Origin of the sequence: Saccharothrix hoggarensis (assembly GCF_042678885.1) — a bacterium.
GTDB classification, from domain to species: domain Bacteria; phylum Actinomycetota; class Actinomycetes; order Mycobacteriales; family Pseudonocardiaceae; genus Actinosynnema; species Actinosynnema hoggarensis.
On record NZ_JBHTLK010000152.1, the window covers coordinates 1 to 17136 of the forward strand.

The 17136-nt window shown below is 73.0% G+C and carries 18 protein-coding genes; 11 read left to right on the forward strand and 7 right to left on the reverse strand.

Annotated features, from left to right (window positions below):
* Positions 1-499: GlcG/HbpS family heme-binding protein (locus tag ACFQ3T_RS24505; protein ID WP_380726280.1), on the reverse strand; the 499-nt coding region annotated here is incomplete at its 3' end.
* Between the two features lie 133 nt (positions 500-632).
* Here ACFQ3T_RS24505 and ACFQ3T_RS24510 point away from each other — a divergent pair.
* Positions 633-1598, forward strand: a complete 966-nt coding sequence (locus ACFQ3T_RS24510; RefSeq protein ID WP_380726282.1) for a sensor histidine kinase — start codon at positions 633-635, stop codon at positions 1596-1598.
* A gap of 71 nt (positions 1599-1669) precedes the next feature.
* Positions 1670-2287: a response regulator gene (locus ACFQ3T_RS24515; protein WP_380726311.1), complete on the forward strand. Its 618-nt coding sequence runs from the start codon at positions 1670-1672 to the stop codon at positions 2285-2287.
* Positions 2288-2475: 188 nt separating this feature from the next.
* On the opposite strand, the gene pafA is transcribed toward ACFQ3T_RS24515, so the two are convergent.
* Positions 2476-3834 carry a Pup--protein ligase gene (pafA, locus tag ACFQ3T_RS24520; protein ID WP_077009127.1) on the reverse strand — a complete coding sequence of 453 codons (1359 nt, stop codon included), beginning with the start codon at positions 3832-3834 and terminating at the stop codon, positions 2476-2478.
* A 116-nt stretch (positions 3835-3950) separates the two neighbouring features.
* Between pafA and ACFQ3T_RS24525 the strand changes: the two genes are divergently transcribed.
* The 9 genes from ACFQ3T_RS24525 to ACFQ3T_RS24565 all read left to right on the forward strand — a co-directional run bounded on the left by ACFQ3T_RS24525 (position 3951) and on the right by ACFQ3T_RS24565 (position 12129).
* Positions 3951-5363 carry a bifunctional phosphatase PAP2/diacylglycerol kinase family protein gene (locus ACFQ3T_RS24525; RefSeq protein ID WP_380726284.1) on the forward strand — a complete coding sequence of 471 codons (1413 nt, stop codon included), beginning with the start codon at positions 3951-3953 and terminating at the stop codon, positions 5361-5363.
* Between the two features lie 38 nt (positions 5364-5401).
* On the forward strand, positions 5402-6298 hold the full coding sequence (locus ACFQ3T_RS24530) for a bifunctional helix-turn-helix transcriptional regulator/GNAT family N-acetyltransferase (RefSeq protein ID WP_380726286.1): 897 nt from the start codon (positions 5402-5404) through the stop codon (positions 6296-6298).
* A gap of 83 nt (positions 6299-6381) precedes the next feature.
* Positions 6382-6720, forward strand: coding sequence for a hypothetical protein (locus ACFQ3T_RS24535; protein ID WP_380726287.1), 339 nt, complete (start codon positions 6382-6384; stop codon positions 6718-6720).
* 60 nt (positions 6721-6780) lie between these two features.
* Complete coding sequence (locus ACFQ3T_RS24540; protein WP_380726289.1) at positions 6781-7548, forward strand: IclR family transcriptional regulator; 768 nt, start codon at positions 6781-6783, stop codon at positions 7546-7548.
* Positions 7549-7629: 81 nt separating this feature from the next.
* Positions 7630-8376 carry an MIP/aquaporin family protein gene (locus ACFQ3T_RS24545; protein WP_380726291.1) on the forward strand — a complete coding sequence of 249 codons (747 nt, stop codon included), beginning with the start codon at positions 7630-7632 and terminating at the stop codon, positions 8374-8376.
* A gap of 11 nt (positions 8377-8387) precedes the next feature.
* Complete coding sequence (glpK, locus tag ACFQ3T_RS24550; RefSeq protein ID WP_380726293.1) at positions 8388-9893, forward strand: glycerol kinase GlpK; 1506 nt, start codon at positions 8388-8390, stop codon at positions 9891-9893.
* Positions 9886-11442, forward strand: coding sequence for a glycerol-3-phosphate dehydrogenase/oxidase (locus tag ACFQ3T_RS24555; RefSeq protein WP_380726295.1), 1557 nt, complete (start codon positions 9886-9888; stop codon positions 11440-11442). Before glpK ends, ACFQ3T_RS24555 begins: the two co-directional genes overlap by 8 nt.
* A gap of 42 nt (positions 11443-11484) precedes the next feature.
* Positions 11485-11937 carry an acyl-CoA thioesterase gene (locus ACFQ3T_RS24560; RefSeq protein ID WP_380726297.1) on the forward strand — a complete coding sequence of 151 codons (453 nt, stop codon included), beginning with the start codon at positions 11485-11487 and terminating at the stop codon, positions 11935-11937.
* 24 nt (positions 11938-11961) lie between these two features.
* Complete coding sequence (locus ACFQ3T_RS24565; RefSeq protein WP_380726299.1) at positions 11962-12129, forward strand: hypothetical protein; 168 nt, start codon at positions 11962-11964, stop codon at positions 12127-12129.
* Positions 12130-12185: 56 nt separating this feature from the next.
* Here ACFQ3T_RS24565 and prcA read toward each other — a convergent pair whose 3' ends face one another.
* The 5 genes from prcA to ACFQ3T_RS24590 form a co-directional block, all read right to left on the reverse strand.
* Positions 12186-12998: a proteasome subunit alpha gene (gene prcA / locus ACFQ3T_RS24570; RefSeq protein WP_380726301.1), complete on the reverse strand. Its 813-nt coding sequence runs from the start codon at positions 12996-12998 to the stop codon at positions 12186-12188.
* 55 nt (positions 12999-13053) lie between these two features.
* Entirely contained in the window at positions 13054-13902 is an 849-nt protein-coding gene (prcB, locus tag ACFQ3T_RS24575; RefSeq protein WP_380726303.1) for a proteasome subunit beta, read from the reverse strand.
* A gap of 32 nt (positions 13903-13934) precedes the next feature.
* The gene (locus ACFQ3T_RS24580) at positions 13935-14129 is read right to left on the reverse strand and encodes a ubiquitin-like protein Pup (protein ID WP_380726305.1); all 195 of its coding nucleotides are present in this window, start codon (positions 14127-14129) and stop codon (positions 13935-13937) included.
* Positions 14130-14214: 85 nt separating this feature from the next.
* Positions 14215-15708: a depupylase/deamidase Dop gene (gene dop, locus ACFQ3T_RS24585; RefSeq protein WP_380726307.1), complete on the reverse strand. Its 1494-nt coding sequence runs from the start codon at positions 15706-15708 to the stop codon at positions 14215-14217.
* Positions 15709-15761: 53 nt separating this feature from the next.
* On the reverse strand, positions 15762-17136 hold a 1375-nt coding region (locus ACFQ3T_RS24590; RefSeq protein ID WP_380726309.1), incomplete at its 5' end, for an ABC transporter permease.

Consider the following 17136-nt stretch of genomic DNA (forward strand, 5'->3'; position numbering starts at 1 on the left):
CGGCCCGCGCGAAGCGCTCGTCCAGGTCGCCGCTCGGCGCGCCGCCGACCCCGATGCCCGCGACGGGCGCGCCGTCCGCCACCACCGGCACGCCGCCGGCCAGGAACAACGTGCCGGGGATGTCCCGCAGCGTCGCGCCCGCGCCGGTCACCCGGCCGGCCAGCTCGGACGTCGGCGCGTTGAACGACACCGACGTGAACGCCTTCCGCCGCGCCGACTCCTCGGTCTGCGGGCCCGCGCCGTCGCCGTGCAGCAGCACGACCACGTCGCCGCCCCGGTCCACCACGGCGACGGTGACCCGCTGGCCCTCCTTCTCGGCGGCGTCGAGCGCCGCCTGGGCCGCCCGCACCGCCGCGTCCACCGTGATCGCCGTCGTGGTCCGCACGGCGACCCCGCTGCGCCCGTGCTGCCGGTCGGCCGCGCCCTGCTCGGCCACCGCGTAGCCACCCGCACCCGCCACGGACAACGCCACCAGCACCGCGATCGTGGTCTTGCGCATCGCACTCTCCTCATCCCGTCGTGTGGCACCCAGACTCGTCCCGGCGGGGCGTCCCGACCTGGTGGTTCCGGTTGACCCCGGTTCAACCCATCGGTTGACCCGGAGCGCCGTGACCTGGCCTAGGGTCGGCCCCGTGTGGCTGCACCGGGCGATGCACGCGGGCTTCTACGTGCTGTTGACGGCGTCGGCGGCGCGGTACGTCGCGTACCACGGCGTCGCGCCCGCCGTGCTGGTCACGGCCGCCGTGCTCGGCGCGGCGTACCCGCTGGGCGTGCGCTGGACCAACGCCCTGCCCGCCGTGCTCGGGCTGTGGCTGGTGCTGGTGTGGCTCGCGCCGAGCTTCGGCTGGTGCGCGATCCCCCTGTTCTTCCAATGCCTGCGGCAGCTGCGGCCGCGGGTGGCGGTGCCGCTGGCGGCCGTGCTCACCGCCGCCGTGGTGCTGACCCAGGTGCGGCTGGCCGAGGCGTTCGAGCCGAGCCTGGTGCTCGGCCCGGTCGGGGTCGCGGTGATCACCGCGGCGGTGTTCTTCGACCGCCGCCGGCTGCTGCACCAGGCGGGCGCGCTGGAGGAGCGGCAGCGCCTGGCGCGCGAGATCCACGACACGCTGGCGCAGGGGCTGTCCAGCATCACCCTGCTGCTGGAGCTGGGCGACACCGCGCGGGCCCGCGAGGTCGCCAAGGAGAACCTGGCCGAGGCCCGCCGGTTCGTGCGCGACCTGTCGCCGCTGGAGGGCCGCACGTTGACCGACGCGCTGCGCGGGCTGTGCGACCGGGTCGAGGTGGAGGGCGACCCGTACCCGCTGCCCGTGCCGGTGGAGGTGGCGCTGCTGCGGGTCGCGCAGGGCGCGCTGGCCAACGTCCGCGAGCACGCCCAGGCCACCACGGCGGTCATCACGCTCACCTACCTGGGTGACGCGGTGACGCTGGACGTGCGGGACGACGGACGCGGCTTCGACCCGGCCACGACCCGCCCCGGGCCTGGCCGCGGGTACGGCCTCGACGCGATCCGCGACCGGGTGGCCGAGCTGGGCGGCACGATGACGGTGGAGAGCGCGCCGGGCGAGGGCACGGCGCTGGCCGTGAGCGTGCCGACGCCGTGACCGGCCCGCCGAACGGCCCGGCCGGCCCCGCGAACGGCCCGGCAGAAGACCCCTCCACCGGCTCCGGGCCGCTGAAGGTGCTGGTGGTGGACGACCACCCGGTGGTCCGGTTCGGCCTGGCCGGCCTGCTGGCCCGGGACTTCGAGGTGGTCGGCGAGGCCGCCACCGGCGAGGACGCGGTCCGCCACGCCGCGACCCGGGACCCGGACGTGGTGCTGATGGACCTGCGGCTCGGCGCCGGCATCGACGGCGTGGAGGCCACCCGGCGCATCCGCGCCCTGCCCGACCCGCCGCAGGTCGTCGTGCTGACCACGTACGACTCGGACGCCGACGTGGTCCGGGCGGTCGAAGCGGGCGCGACCGGCTACCTGCTCAAGGACTGCCCGCCGGACGAGCTGGCCGCCGCGGTCCGCCAGGCCGCCGCCGGCCGCACCGTGCTGTCGCCCGACATCGCCCACCGCCTGCTGCACCGGGCGCCCGCGCCCGCGATCACCCGGCGGGAGGTGCAGATCCTCGACCACCTCGCCCGCGGCCTGTCGAACCGGGAGATCGCGAAGGCGCTGTTCATCAGCGAGGCGACGGTGAAGACGCACCTGGTGCGGATCTTCGACAAGCTCGGCGTCGACACCCGCACGGCCGCCGTGCGGACCGCCGTCGAGCTGAAGCTGATCCGCCTCAGCCGCTGGTGAGGCCACCGTCCGGAAGGCCGTCCTGGAGGCAGCCCGGCAGACCGGCGTCGGGCGGGCCAACGGGCAGGCCGGTGCAGCCCGGACCACGGCCGACGGGCCCCGCGACAGCCGCCACCAGCGCGCTCACCTCGACGGATGCGGCGGAAGGCCCCGGACCACCCGCGGCCCGGGGCCTTCCGCGGCTCGCGCTACAGCGAGGAGATCAGCCGTTCCACGCGCTCGTCCACCGCGCGGAACGGGTCCTTGCACAGCACGGTGCGCTGCGCCTGGTCGTTGAGCTTCAGGTGCACCCAGTCGACGGTGAAGTCGCGGCCCGCGGCCTGCGCGGCGGCGATGAAGTCACCGCGCAGCTTGGCCCGCGTGGTCTGCGGCGGGGTGTCCTTGGCGGCCTCGATCTCGCCGTCGTCGGTGACCCGTTCCACCTGGTCCTTGCGCTGGAGCAGGTCGAAGATGCCCCGGCCGCGCCGGATGTCGTGGTAGGCGAGGTCGAGCTGGGCGATGCGCGGGTTGGACAGGTCCATGTCGTGCTTGGCCTGGTAGCGCTCCATCAGCCGGTACTTGATGGCCCAGTCGATCTCGCGGTCGATCTTGGACAGGTCCTCGGCCTCGACCGCGTCCAGCGTGCGGCCCCACAGCTCCAGCACCCGCTCGGCCATCGGGTCCGGCGCCCGCTTGGCCACGTGCTCCACCGCGCGCTCGTAGTACTCGCGCTGGATGTCCAGCGCCGACGCCTCCTTGCCGCCGGCGAGGCGGACGGTGCGGCGGCCGGTCAGGTCGTGGCTGATCTCGCGGATGGCGCGGATCGGGTTGTCGAGGCTGAAGTCCCGGAACTGGACGCCCTGCTCGATCATCTCCAGCACCAGGTTCGCGCTGCCCACCTTGAGCAGCGTGGTCACCTCGGACATGTTCGAGTCGCCCACGATGACGTGCAGCCTGCGGTAGCGCTCCGCGTCGGCGTGCGGCTCGTCGCGGGTGTTGATGATGGGCCGCGACCGGGTGGTGGCGCTCGACACGCCCTCCCAGATGTGCTCGGCCCGCTGCGACAGGCAGTAGACCGCTCCGCGCGGCGTCTGGAGCACCTTGCCCGCGCCGCAGATGAGCTGCCGGGTCACCAGGAACGGCAGCAGGACGTCGGCGATGCGGGAGAACTCCCCCGCCCGCGCGACCAGGTAGTTCTCGTGGCAACCGTAGGAGTTGCCCGCGGAGTCGGTGTTGTTCTTGAACAGGAAGATGTCTCCCCCGATGCCCTCGTCGGCGAGCCTGCGCTCGGCGTCGACGAGCAGGTCCTCGAGGATGCGCTCACCAGCCTTGTCGTGCGTCACGAGCTGGGCGAGGTCGTCGCATTCCGCCGTGGCGTACTCGGGGTGCGACCCCACGTCCAGGTAGAGCCGAGAGCCGTTGCGCAGGAAGACGTTCGACGAGCGTCCCCACGAGACGACCCGGCGGAACAGATAACGCGCGACCTCATCCGGGGACAGCCTGCGCTGCCCGTGGAAGGTGCAGGTCACCCCGAACTCAGTCTCAATGCCGAAGATCCGCCGCTGCATCCCTCAACAGTAGGCGCATTTCCGGATTTCCTCAGTGATCCAATCGGGCGTCGCGCCGTTTTCGCGGATAACGTTCTCCTGTGCTTCGACGAGTGAACCGCCTGGACCTTGCCCTGATGCGGCGCTCGGGGGCGCTGCGCGCGTCGCCCGTGGACCACGCGCTGAAGCGGCTCTCGCGGGCCGCGAACCACAGCGTGCTGTGGTTGGCCGTGGCCGCCGTGCTGGCGTCGCGCAGGGGCGTGACCAGGCGTGCCGCGTTCCGCGGGGTGGCGGCGATCGCGGGCGCGAGCTTCGGGTCGAGCTTCGTGGCCAAGCGCCTGTTCCCGCGCCGCAGGCCCGCCGCCGACCTGCTCACGGTGCCGCGCCGGCTGACCAAGAGGCCGACCTCGTCGTCGTTCCCGTCCGGGCACGCGGCGTCGGCGGCGGCGTTCACCACGGCGTTGGCGATGGAGTCGCCCAAGCTGGCGGCGGCGGCCGAGCCGGTGGCGGCGGCGGTGGCGTACTCGCGGGTCCACACGGGCGTGCACTGGCCGTCCGACGTGGCCGCCGGCGCCGCGATCGGGGTCGGCGCGGGCCTGCTGACCAGGCGTTGGTGGCCGCTGGGCCGGACCGAGCCCGCGTCGGCGCGCGAGCACCGGGCGCTGGACGCGCTGGTCGACGGCGAGGGCCTGGTGGTCGTGGTGAACCCGCACGCGGGGCTGGGCGCGACCAGCCTGGGCGCCGAGGACCCGACCGAGGCCGTGGCCCGCGAGTGGCCGAAAGCCACGATCGTGGGAATCGAGGATCTCGACACGGTGATCGCCGATCACGCTCCGAAGGCACTGGGTGTGGCCGGCGGGGACGGCTCGGTGGCGGCGGTCGCGGCGCTGGCGGCGGCCCACCGGCTGCCGCTGGTGCTGGTGCCCGCCGGGACGCTGAACCACTTCGCCCGCGACGTCGGCGTGACCGGGCTGGACGACAGCGCGCGGGCGGTCGCGGCGGGTGACGGCGTGCTGGTGGACCTGGCCGCCGTGTCCGTGGACGGCGACGGCCCCCGCTGGTTCGTCAACACGGCGAGCCTCGGCGGGTACCCGGACATGGTGCGGCTGCGCGAGCAGTTGCAGGACCGGTGGGGCAAGTGGCCGGCGGCGGCGATCGCGCTGGCCAGCGTGCTGCACACGTCCCGGCCGATGCGGGTGGAGCTGAACGGCGAGCCGCAGCTGGTGTGGATGCTGTTCGTCGGCAACGGCCCGTACCGGCCGAAGGGCTTCGCGCCGACCATGCGCCCGGCGCTGGACGCGGGCCTGATGGACGTCCGGTACATCCGCGCCGACACCCGGTTCTCGCGGGCGCGGTTCTTCGCCGGCGCCCTGCTGGGCTCGCTGCACCGCAGCCGCACCTACCGGCACCTGGAGACCCGCTGGCTGGACGTGAAGCTGCTCGACGGCGCGGTGGCGATCGCGACGGACGGCGAGGTCGGCCCGACCGGCGCCACGTTCGAGTTCCGGTCCCGCCCGGCGGCCCTGGCCGTCTACCGACCCGAGAGCTAGGGTTGACTACGTCAACTGTTCTGTTGAGGGAGTCAACGATGACGGTCGCCGACGTCCGCGCGTTCAACCGCTTCTACACCGGCGTGATCGGCGTCCTCGACCGGAGCTACCTGGCCTCGCCGTACTCGGTGACCGAGGTCCGGGTGCTGTTCGAGCTGGCGGCCGGCCACCGCGAAGCAGCCGACCTGCGTGCCGCGCTGTCCCTCGACGCCGGCTACCTCAGCCGCATCCTGACCGCGTTCGAGCGCGACGGCCTGGTCACCCGCACGCCGTCCGAGCGCGACTCCCGCCGCCACGTCGTCACCCTCACCCCGCGGGGCGAGTCCGTGCTCGCCGACCTGAACGCCCGGTCCGACGCCGAGGTCGGGGCGCTGCTGGACGGCGTGCCGCCCTCGGACCGCGTCGCGCTGGTGGCGGCGATGCGCCGGATCGAACGGCTGCTCACCGGCACGCCGCGGTCGTACGTGCTGCGGCCGTTGCGGCCGGGCGACCTGGGCTGGGTCGTCAACCGGCACGGCGTCCGGTACGCGGAGGAGCACGGCTTCGACCAGACCTTCGAGGCGCTGGTGGCCCGCGTGGCGGCCGAGTACGTCGAGAACCACAGCCCCGACCGCGAGGCGGCGTGGATCGCCGAGGTCGACGGCGAGCCGGTCGGCTCGGTCTTCTGCGTCCGGGTGGACGACCGCACCGCCCAGCTGCGCCTGCTCCTGGTCGAGCCGGCCGCCCGGGGCCTCGGCATCGGCAAGCGCCTGGTCGAGGAGTGCCTGCGCTTCGCCCGCCGGGCCGGGTACAAGCGGATGGTGCTGTGGACCGTGTCGGGGCTGGCGGCGTCGCGGCACATCTACGAGAAGGCCGGCTTCACCCTGGACGACAGCGAGCCGGCGCGCCTGTACGGCCGCGACCTGGAGGCGCAGACCTGGTCGCTGGACCTCTGACAGGTTCCGGCCAGGCCACCACCGCCGCCGTCTTCGCCTTCCTACAGTCGGGCCACGGGCCGGATCGACGGGGGGTGGACGGGGTGAAAGGTCTCCTGGCCGTAGTGCTGGTGCTCATGGGCGGCACGTTCTTCCTGCTGGTGGACCACCCCGGAAGCCTCCACGGGTCGCTGATCGCCGTCGCGGCGGGCCTGCTGCTGCTGGCCGAGATCGGCTTCGGGTACGGGCCGGCCGGCGTCGGGTGGCTGACGTGCGCGGTGCTGGGGTTCTGGAAGGGGCAGGACGTCGCCACGTGGGCCGGGCAGCACCGGCTCGCCGTCGTGGTCGTGATCTTCGTCCTGCTGGTGGCGCTCGGCTCCCGCGCGGCCTGGGCGGCCCAGCGGGCCGAGTGGGAGCGGGCCGTCCGCGACCGCCACGGGTGAACCGCCGCGCCCACCGGCGCGGTTCGACATGGTCGAACGGTTTCGCGGTAGGGTGATCGCGTGCCCGGTCCGATCCAGTCCATCGAACGGGCAGCCGCGGTCCTGCGGCTGCTGGCCAGTGGCGCGCGGCGGATGGGGGTCGCGGAGCTGGCCCGTGCCCTTGAGCTGCCCAAACCGACCGTGCACGGCATCCTCCGCACGCTCCAGCTGGTCGGCTTCGTCGAGCAGTCGCCGGACACGGGCAAGTACCAGCTCGGCGCGGCGCTGTTCCACATCGGCAGCAGCTACCTCGACGGCAACGAGCTGCGCACCCGCGCGCTGAACTGGTCGGACTCGCTGGCCTCGCGCAGCATGGAGAGCGTCCGCATCGGCACGCTGCACGAGAACCAGGTCCTGGTCGTGCACCACGTGTTCCGCCCGGACAACTCCCGGCAGGTCCTCGAAGTGGGCGCCCTCCTGCCCGCGCACGCCAGCGCGCTGGGCAAGGTCCTGCTCGCCGACGACCCGGTCGGCCTCGGCCTGGCCGACGACGAGCCGCTGAAGGCGTACACGGCCGCCACGATCACCGGCCTCGACCGGCTCGGCGACGAGTTGGAGCAGGTCAGACAGCGTGGCTGGGCCAGTGATGTCGAGGAGCTGGTCGACGGCGAGGTGTCGCTGGCGGCGCCGATCCGGGACCGCCGCGCGGTGACCGTGGGCGCGGTCGGGATCTCCGGGCCGGTCGAGCGGCTGTGCGACGCGAGGAAGCAGCCGCGCACCGAGCTCGTGTCCTACGTCCGCGAGGCCGCGCGGTCCATCTCGCGCGAGCTGGGCGCCATTCCCTGGTGAACCCGGCCCGATTGCCGGGCCGTGGCGGGAGGGTTGACATCTTGTGAGCGTCGGCACAGGATTCACGCGCACCGTACGACAATGTCGAACGGCATTCAGGCCAGAGAGGGCGCGTGGATGACGAACCAGTCGATCTTCATCGGGGAGTTCCTGGGCACCGCACTGCTGTTGCTGCTGGGCAACGGCGTCGTGGCGGGCGTGGTGTTGGCCAAGTCGAAGTCGAACGGCGCGGGCTGGGCGGTGATCACGTTCGGCTGGGGCTTCGCCGTCCTCGCCGGCGCGTACGCCGTCGCACCGCTGTCCGGCGCGCACCTCAACCCCGCCGTCACCGTCGGCCTCGCCATCCACAACGGCGACTGGAGCACCGTCCCGCTGTACGTGGCCGCGCAGCTGCTCGGCGCGTTCACCGGCGCGGTCCTCTGCTACCTCGCCTACCTCGGCCAGTTCCGCGCCAACACCGGCGACGTGCTGGGCGTCTTCGCCACCGGCCCCGAGATCCGCCACCGGTTCCAGAACCTCGCCACCGAGGCCATCGCCACGTTCGTGCTGGTGTTCGTCATCCTCGCCACCGGCCAGACCAAGGGCCTGGAGACCTCCGGCACCGGCGTGCTGATCGTCGCCCTGCTGGTCGTCGGCATCGGCATGTCGCTGGGCGGCCCCACCGGCTACGCCATCAACCCCGCGCGCGACCTCGGCCCCCGCCTCGCGCACGCCGTCCTGCCGATCCCCGGAAAGGGTGGATCGGACTGGGGATACGCCTGGGTCCCCGTCGTCGGTCCCCTGATCGGCGGAGCATTGGCCGGGCTCGTCGACATCGCCGTCTACTGAGGAGCGCCACCGTGACCACCTACTCAGCCCGATCCTTCGTGGCCGCCATCGACCAGGGCACGACCTCCTCGCGCTGCATCGTCTTCGACCACGGCGGCGCGATCGTGTCCGTCGCCCAGAAGGAGCACCGGCAGATCTTCCCCCGCCCCGGCTGGGTGGAGCACGACGCCGAGGAGATCTGGGCCAACGTGCTGGACGTCGTGCACGGCGCGCTGCAGAAGGCGTCCCTGTCGGTGCACGACCTGGCCGCCGTCGGCATCACCAACCAGCGCGAGACGACGCTGGTGTGGGACAAGGCCACCGGCAAGCCCGTGCACAACGCGATCGTCTGGCAGGACACGCGCACGGACCAGCTCGTCCGGGAGCTGGGCGACCAGAACCGGTTCCGCGACAAGTGCGGCCTGCCGCTGGCGACGTACTTCTCCGGGCCGAAGGTCCGCTGGCTGCTCGACCACGTCGACGGCCTGCGGGCGCGGGCCGAGGCGGGCGAGGTGCTGTTCGGCACGATGGACACCTGGCTGATCTGGAAGCTCACCGGCCGCCACGTCACCGACGTCACCAACGCCAGCCGCACCATGCTGATGAACCTGGAGACGCTCGACTGGGACGACGAGCTGGTCGACGCGATCGGCGTGCCCCGGGCGATGCTGCCGGAGATCCGGTCGTCCGCCGAGGTGTACGGCACCGCGACCGGCACGCTGGAGGGCGTCCCGGTGGCGTCCGCGCTCGGCGACCAGCAGGCGGCGCTGTTCGGCCAGACCTGCTACTCCCCCGGCGAGGGCAAGTGCACCTACGGCACCGGCAGCTTCCTGCTGGTCAACACCGGTGACAAGCCGGTGCGCTCGGAGAACGGCCTGCTCACCACGGTCGGCTACAAGATCGGCGACCAGCCCGCGTCCTACGCGCTGGAAGGCGCGATCGCGGTGACCGGCGCGCTGGTGCAGTGGTTCCGGGACAAGATGGGGCTGATCTCCAGCGCCGCCGAGATCGAGACGTTGGCGCGCACCGTCGAGGACAACGGCGGCGCGTACTTCGTGCCCGCGTTCTCCGGCCTGTTCGCACCGCACTGGCGGTCCGACGCGCGCGGCGTCATCGCGGGCCTGACCGGCTACATCGACAAGGGCCACATCGCCCGCGCGGTGCTGGAGGCGACCGCGTGGCAGACCCGCGAGGTCGTGGACGCGATGAACGCCGACTCGGGCGTCGAACTCGTCGCGCTGAAGGTCGACGGCGGCATGACGGCGAACAACCTGCTCATGGGCTTCCTGTCGGACGTCCTCGACGTGCCGGTGGTGCGGCCGATCGTCGCCGAGACCACGTGCCTCGGCGCGGCCTACGCGGCGGGCCTCGCGGTCGGCTACTGGTCGGACACCGAGTCGTTGCGGGAGAACTGGCACAAGGCCGCCGAGTGGCTGCCGACGATGGACGCGAAGACCCGCGACAAGGGCTACCGGAAGTGGAAGAAGGCGGTCGAGCGGACCGTCGGGTGGATCGACGAGGACGACAACGATGAGTGAGCAACGGGCCAGGGCGCGCGAAGCGCTGGGACACGGCACCTTCGACCTGGTCGTGATCGGCGGCGGCGCGCTGGGCATCGCCACCACGTGGGCCGCGGCGCGGTCGGGCCTGCGGGTGGCGCTGGTGGAGGCGGGCGACTTCGCCGGCGCCACGTCCAGCGCGTCGTCGAAGCTGGTGCACGGCGGGCTGCGCTACCTGGCGATGGGGCCGGGCGCGGTGCCGATGGTGCGGGAGAACCACGCCGAGCGGCGTGCGCTGGGCGACCGGCTCGCGCCGCACCTGGTCCGGCCGCTGCCGTTCCTGGTGCCCGTGTACCGGGGCGGCCCGCACTCGCGGTCCGTGCTGGGCGCCGGCGTGGTGCTGTACTCGGCGCTGTCCGGGTTCGGCGACGGCGTGGGCAAGGTGCTGTCCGCGCGGCGGGCCGTCGAGCACGTGCCGCACCTGCGCACCGAGGGGCTGCGCGGGGCGGCGCTCTACCACGACCACCAGATGAACGACGCCCGCGTGGCCATCACGGCGGCGCGGGCGGCGGCCGAGGCGGGCGCGGTGCTGCTCAACCACGTCGAGGTGGTGGCGCTGCGCAAGCGCGGGTCGCTGGTGACGGGTGTCGAGCTGCGCGACCGCGTGGACGGCGGGACGTTCGGCGTGGACGCGTCGGTGGTCGTCAACGCGACCGGGCCGTGGCTGGACGTGCTGCGGCGGATGGAGGACGCGGCGGCCGCGCCGAGCATCCGGCTGTCCAAGGGCGCCCACCTGGTGCTGAAGACGGACACGCCGTGGCGTGCGGCGATGACCATCCCGGTGGACGACGTGCGGGTGTCGTTCGCCATCCCGTGGGAGGGCCAGCTCCTGCTGGGCACGACCGACGAGGCGTACGAGGGCGACCCGGCCGACGTGCGGTGCTCGCCCGCCGACGTCGACCAGATCCTGGCCGAGGCGTCGGTCGGCATCACCGCCGAAGCCCTCGACCGCTCGAAGCTGGCGTACACGTTCGCGGGCCTGCGCGTGCTGCCGCGGGCTCCGGGCGACAGCGGGTCCGGCGACACCAGCCACGCCAAGCGGGAGACGGTGATCACCAGCGGCCGCGGCGGGATGATCAGCGTGGCGGGCGGCAAGTGGACCACGTTCCGCCGGATCGGGGCGTCGGTGCTGGCCCGCGTCGGCGAGTCGCTGGGACGGGACCTGTCGCACGCGTTCGACGGCGTGCCGGCGGCCCTGCCCGGCGCCGCGCTGCCCGAGCGGGTGACCGCGCAGCTGGGCCGTGAGCTGCCGTCGCTGCCGGACGACGTGGTGCGCCACCTGGCCACGCACTACGGCACCGTCAGCCACGAGGTGCTGGCGCTGGCGCTGGACGACCCGGCCCTCCTCGACCGCGTGCACCCCGACGGCCCGGACATCTGGGCGCAGGTGGCGCACGCGCAGCGGTACGAGTGGGCGACCGAGGTGGACGACGTGCTGCGGCGGCGGACCACCGTGGTGGTGCGCGGGCTGGACACGCCGTCGGTGCGTGAGCGCACGAGCCGGTTGCTGGCCAAGGCGATCGCCTAACCGGCCGGAGGTGGTGCCGGCGGGGGTCCGCATACTCGACGCATGCCCTTCACCAGCACCACCCACGTGCGCTGGGCGGACGTGGACCAGAACGGCCACATGCGCACCACCGCGTACCTGGACGCGGCCGAGGACAACCGGATGCAGTTCTTCGCCTCGGTCGGCTTCCCGGACACGGAGTTCGCCGCCCGCCGGCTCGGCCCGATCTCCCACGGCGACGACATCCGGTACCGCGCCGAACTCCGCCTCCTCGACACCGCCGTGGTGGAGCTGCGCCTGGACGGCCTCTCGCCGGACGGCGCCCGCTTCCGCCTGCACAACCGGATCGTCAAGCCGGACGGCCGCACCGCCGCCACGGTCGTGACCACCGCCGGGTGGCTGGACCGGGAGGCGCGCCGGCTCGTCACCCCGCCCGCCGACCTGCTGGCCGCGCTCACCACGCTGGACCGGACCAAGGACTACACCGAGCTGCGCTCACCGCTCGTCAGCACCTGAGCCGGCCGTGATCCCCCGACTCGTGTGAAGGGGGCACTCGATCGTCCGAGCGCCCCCTTCGCACGGGTCAGCCCTGCCGAGGCGGTCGAGGCGTTGGGCAGGCTGCAGGAGCGGACCGGGTCCAAGAAGGTCGACCTCGTGGTGCTGCGCGACCCGGAAGGGCGCGACCAGCTGGTCAAGACCTTCCTCTGAACGCGGTGAAGGCCCCCCGGCAGCGTGCCGGAGGGCCTTCACCGTTCGTCCTTCGGCTACGGCTTGTCGTCGTTCGGCGGCAGGTTCACATCCGTCTCGGGCTTCTTCCGGCCACCCTTCGCGGGCGGGGCGGCGGCTTCCGGCTCGGCGGCGGGCGCCGGTGCGTCACCGGGGAGCAGGGCCGCCAGGGCGGCACCGGTGACGCGGCGGAACGCGCGCCGCGGCCGGTCGCGGTCGAGGACGGCCACTTCCAGCTTGCCCCGGTCCAGCAGGTCCGGCTTGCCGTTGCCGGTGGTCGTGCTGCCCGAGCTGAGGGCCTTCACGGCGACCCGGACGGCGTCGGCCAGCGGCAGGTCCTCGGCGTACGCGTCCTTCAACGCGGTGCCGGTGGCCTCGGCCTGGCCGCCCATGATGACGTACTGCGGCTCCTCCACGATCGAGCCGTCGTAGGTCAGCCGGTAGAGCGTGTCCTGCTCGGGCCTGGTGCCGACCTCGGCCACGCAGATCTCGACCTCCAGCGGCTTGATCTGCTCGGTGAAGATGGACCCGAGGGTCTGGGCGTACACGTTCGCCAGCGACCGCGCGGTCACGTCGCGCGGGTCGTTCTGGTACCCGCGGATGTCGGCGAACCGGATGCCCGCCTGCCGCAGGTTCTCGAACTCGCTGTACCGGCCGACCGCGGCGAACGCGATGCGGTCGTAGATCTCGGAGACCTTGTGCAGCGTCGCGGACGGGTTCTCCGCGACGAACAGGATCCCGTCGGCGTACCGGAGCACGACGACGCTCCGACCGCGGGCGATGCCCTTGCGGGCGTACTCCGAGCGGTCGCGGAGGATCTGCTCGGGTGAGGCGTACAACGGCATCGTCACTGCTGCGGCTCCCGGGCTCGGCGGATGCGGGTGGGGATGGGGTTCGGCACGGCGATCAGCCCGCCGGGTTGGTCCGGCGGCCCTCGACGACCGACTCGGCCAGCGTGGCCGTCTGCTCGTCGGACAGCTGCACCGCGCCGTCGGCGGTGATCGTCACGACCACCGGGTAGATGCGCCGGATCACGTCCGGGCCGCCGGTGCCCGAGTCGTCGTCCGCCGCGTCGTACAACGCCTCCATGGCCGCCCTGGTGGCCGCCTCGGCGTCCGCGTCGGGGTTGTACAGCTTCTTCAGCGCCGACTTCGCGAACAGCGAGCCGGACCCCACGGCCTGGTAGCCCTGCGAGTCCTCGTACCGCCCGCCGGTCACGTCGTAGGACACGATGCGGCCCGCGCGGCGCTCGTCGGCGGCGTCGGTGTCGAAGCCGACGAACAGCGGCACCACGGCGAGGCCCGCCATGGCCGCGTCGAGGTTGCCCTTGATCATCGAGGAGAGCCGGTTGGCCTTGCCGTCGAGAGAGAGCGAGACACCCTCGATCTTCTCGTAGTGCCTCAGCTCGACCGCGTAGAGCCGGACGATCTCGACCGCGATGCCCGCCGTGCCCGCGATGCCCACCGCCGAGTAGTCGTCGGTGATGAACACCTTCTTCATGTCGCGCTGGGCGATCACGTTGCCCATCGTGGCCCGCCGGTCGCCCGCGATCACCACGCCGCCGTCGAAGGTCAGCGCGACGATGGTGGTGCCGTGCGGCGCCTGCACCGTGCTGCCCTCAGGCAGCTTCCGGGACGACGGCAGCAGTTCGGGCGCCTGGGCGCGGAGGAAATCGGTGAACGACGACGACCCCGGCCTGAGGTAGGCAGGGGGCAACGACGCGGCCGGGTAGTGCCCGGTCGAGCTGTGGTCCATGTGTGCGTTCTTCTCCCGTCCCGCTCGCGGCTCTACTCGCCGCCCTTTTGGACATACGCGCGGACGAAGTCCTCGGCGTTCTCCTCAAGGACGTCGTCGATCTCGTCGAGGATGGCGTCGACGTCCTCGCCGAGCTTCTCGCGGCGTTCCTGGCCGGCGCCGGCCGCGCCGTCACCCTCGCCGTCGCCGTCACCGCCGCCTTGCCGCTGGACCTGTTCCTGGGACATGTCGACCTCCCGCCGTCTCGGCCCTTGCGGGTTCAACATTACCCACCGGGCCCGACATTGTGCGCCTGCCACTCGGGTCCGTTGATCAGCCCCGGGTGAGCGCCTCCACCAGTTGCTCGGCCGTGTCCGAGGCCTCCAACAGGGCTCCGACGTGGGCTTTCGTGCCCCGCAGCGGCTCCAGCGTGGGGATTCGGACCAGCGATTCACGGCCGAGGTCGAAGATCACCGAATCCCACGACGCGGCGGCCACGGACGTGGGGTAGCGCTCCAGGCAGCGGCCGCGGAAGTAGGCGCGGGTGTCCTCGGGCGGCGACAGGATCGCCGCGCGCACCTCCTCCTCGCTGACCAGGCGCTTCATCGAGCCGCGGGCCACCAGGCGGTTGTACAGGCCCTTGTCGAGCCGCACGTCCGAGTACTGGAGGTCGACCAGCGACAGGCGGGGCGAACCCCAGGCCAGGCCGTCCCGCGCGCGGTAGCCCTCCAGCAGCCGCAGCTTCGCCACCCAGTCGAGCCGGTCGGCGCACTCCTGCGGGTCGCGGGCCAGCGCGTCGAGCACCTCGCCCCACACGCGCAGCACGTCCCGGTCGCCGTAGCCCTCCTGCTCGACGAACTTCACCGCGCGCTCGTAGTAGGCGAACTGCATGTCGAGCCCGGTGAACTTGCGGCCGTCGGCCAGGTCGACCTTCACCTTCAGCGTCGGGTCGTGGCTGATCTGGTGCACCGCGCGGACCGGCTCCTGCAACCGCAGGTCGTCGAACCGGCGGCCGGCCTCGATCATGTCGAGCACCAGCGACGTGGAGCCGCACTTGATGTACGTCGAGTACTCGGCGAGGTTCGCGTCGCCGATGATGACGTGGAGCCTGCGGTACTTGTCCGCGTCGGCGTGCGGCTCGTCGCGGGTGTTGATGATGCCGCGCTTCAGCGTGGTCTCCAGCCCGACCTCGACCTCGATGTAGTCGGAGCGCTGGGACAGCTGGTAGCCCGCCTCCTCGCCCGCCGCGCCGATGCCGACCCGGCCGGAGCCGACGACGACCTGCCGGGTGGCGAAGAACGGCGTGAGCCCGGCGATCACGGCGGTGAACGGCGTGCTGCGCTGCATCAGGTAGTTCTCGTGGGTGCCGTAGCTGGCGCCCTTGCCGTCGACGTTGTTCTTGTACAGCTGGAGCCGGGGCTGGCCGGGGACGGTGGCCGCGCGCATCGCGGCCTCCTCCATCACCCGCTCCCCCGCCTTGTCCCAGATCACCGCGTCGCGCGCGTTGGTGACCTCCGGGGCGGAGTACTCCGGGTGCGCGTGGTCGACGTAGAGGCGCGCGCCGTTGGTGAGGATGACGTTGGCCGCGCCCAGGTCCTCGACGTCGCTGTCGCCGGAGTGGCCGCCGGGCGCGCCGAGGTCGAAGCCGCGCGCGTCGCGCAGCGGCGATTCGACCTCGTAGTCCCAGCGCGCCCGGCGCGCCCGCGGTATGTCGGCGGCGGCCGCGTAGGCCAGCACCACCTGGGTCGAGGTCAGCACCGGGTTCGCCGTCGCGTCACCCGGCACCGAGATGCCGTACTCCACTTCGGTTCCCATGATCCGCCGCATACCCCGCAGCCTACGACGTACCACCGACATCGCGCCGGTGCCGGGATCACGTTTCAGCCGGCGGCGAGTCCCGCGGCGGGCCGGATGCGGGACGCGCCGCGGGCCGGTCCGAAGGCCGCGAGCACCGCCAGCACGACCACTCCCGCGCCTCCGACCAGCAACGGGACCACTGCGGCGGTCGGCCACGTGAACACCCCGACGGCGACCAGCGTGAGCTCGGCGTACACCAGGCCGAAGATTCCGCCGCCCACCACGCCGACCAGCGCCAACAGCACCGCTTCGGCCACCACGCCGCCTTGCAGGCCGCCCTTGGTCACGCCGAGCGCGCGGCGCAGCGCGAGTTCCTTGCGGCGTTCCTGCACGGAGATCGTCAACGCGGTCCCGATGCCGGTGACGGCGACCGCGACGGACAGTCCCAGCAGCACCATCAGCACCATGATCCCCAGGTCGAGGTAGCGCTGACTCTGTGCGGTCACGTCGGCGTTCGTCCGCACCAGCACGGTGGGCGATGCGGCGAGGTCCGCCCGCACGGCCGCCTGGTAGGCCGCCGGGTCCGCGCCGGGCCGGAACGCCACCAGCACCTTGGACGCGGGCGCGAGGCCGGGGTCGGCGAGCACCACGTCGGCGTGGTCGAGCACCGAGGGGGTGAACGTGCCGACGAACGTCGCCGTGCGCGCGCCGCCGGGCAGGCCCTCGACGGTGAACGCCTCGCCGAGCTTCGCGCCGAGCCGCTCCGCGTGCCGCTCGCCGAGCAGGACGGCGCCCGGCTGGAAGGCGGCGGCGTCCGTGCCCTGCCTGGTCAGCCACTCGCGCACGGCCCCGGCGTCCGCGCCGACGACCTGCACCGGGTACGCGTGGCCGTCCGCGTCACGCTGGTCCACGTCCACGCCGTGGAGCACGACGGTGGTCTCCGCCTCGGGCCGGTTGGCCGCCGCGCCGACCGCGCCGTCGAGCGCGCGCCCGCCCGCGTCCACCACCACGGCGTCGGCCCTCGGCTCGCTGCCGAACTCGTCCTCCACGCGCTGCGCCGAGCCGACCGTGACGGCGAAGAACGTGACCATCGCGGCGGCCAGGAGCAGCGGCATGGCCACGGACGCCGACCGCTGCGGCACGCGGCGCACCTCGGCCGCGGCGAGCTTCCACTGCGCGCCGCCGAACCGGCTCGCGACCGAGCCGAAGACCCGGCCCAGCGCGGGCACGACGACCGGTCCGAGGACGCCGAACAGGCCGAACACGGCGGTGATGCCGGAGAACAGGATCAGGAAGATCGCGGCCAGCGAACCGCTCGCGACCACGCCCAGCACCGCCATGACGGCCGCGGCGCCCACCAGCACCAAGCCGACCACGCGGCGGCGGCGCACCACGGCCCGGTCCGGCGTCTGGCCTTCGGACGTCCGCAGGGCGGCGAGCGGCGCGATGCGCGCGGCG

Coding starts and splice junctions, on each gene's coding strand:
- prcB (WP_380726303.1), bottom strand. CDS start 13,902: ATGGACCACAGCTCGACCGGGCACTACCCGGCCGCGTCGTTGCCCCCT.
- ACFQ3T_RS24580 (WP_380726305.1), bottom strand. CDS start 14,129: ATGTCCCAGGAACAGGTCCAGCGGCAAGGCGGCGGTGACGGCGACGGC.
- dop (WP_380726307.1), bottom strand. CDS start 15,708: ATGCGGCGGATCATGGGAACCGAAGTGGAGTACGGCATCTCGGTGCCG.
- ACFQ3T_RS24525 (WP_380726284.1), top strand. CDS start 3,951: ATGCGGCGCTCGGGGGCGCTGCGCGCGTCGCCCGTGGACCACGCGCTG.
- ACFQ3T_RS24545 (WP_380726291.1), top strand. CDS start 7,630: ATGTCGAACGGCATTCAGGCCAGAGAGGGCGCGTGGATGACGAACCAG.
- ACFQ3T_RS24560 (WP_380726297.1), top strand. CDS start 11,485: ATGCCCTTCACCAGCACCACCCACGTGCGCTGGGCGGACGTGGACCAG.
- ACFQ3T_RS24555 (WP_380726295.1), top strand. CDS start 9,886: ATGAGTGAGCAACGGGCCAGGGCGCGCGAAGCGCTGGGACACGGCACC.
- ACFQ3T_RS24530 (WP_380726286.1), top strand. CDS start 5,402: ATGACGGTCGCCGACGTCCGCGCGTTCAACCGCTTCTACACCGGCGTG.
- pafA (WP_077009127.1), bottom strand. CDS start 3,834: ATGCAGCGGCGGATCTTCGGCATTGAGACTGAGTTCGGGGTGACCTGC.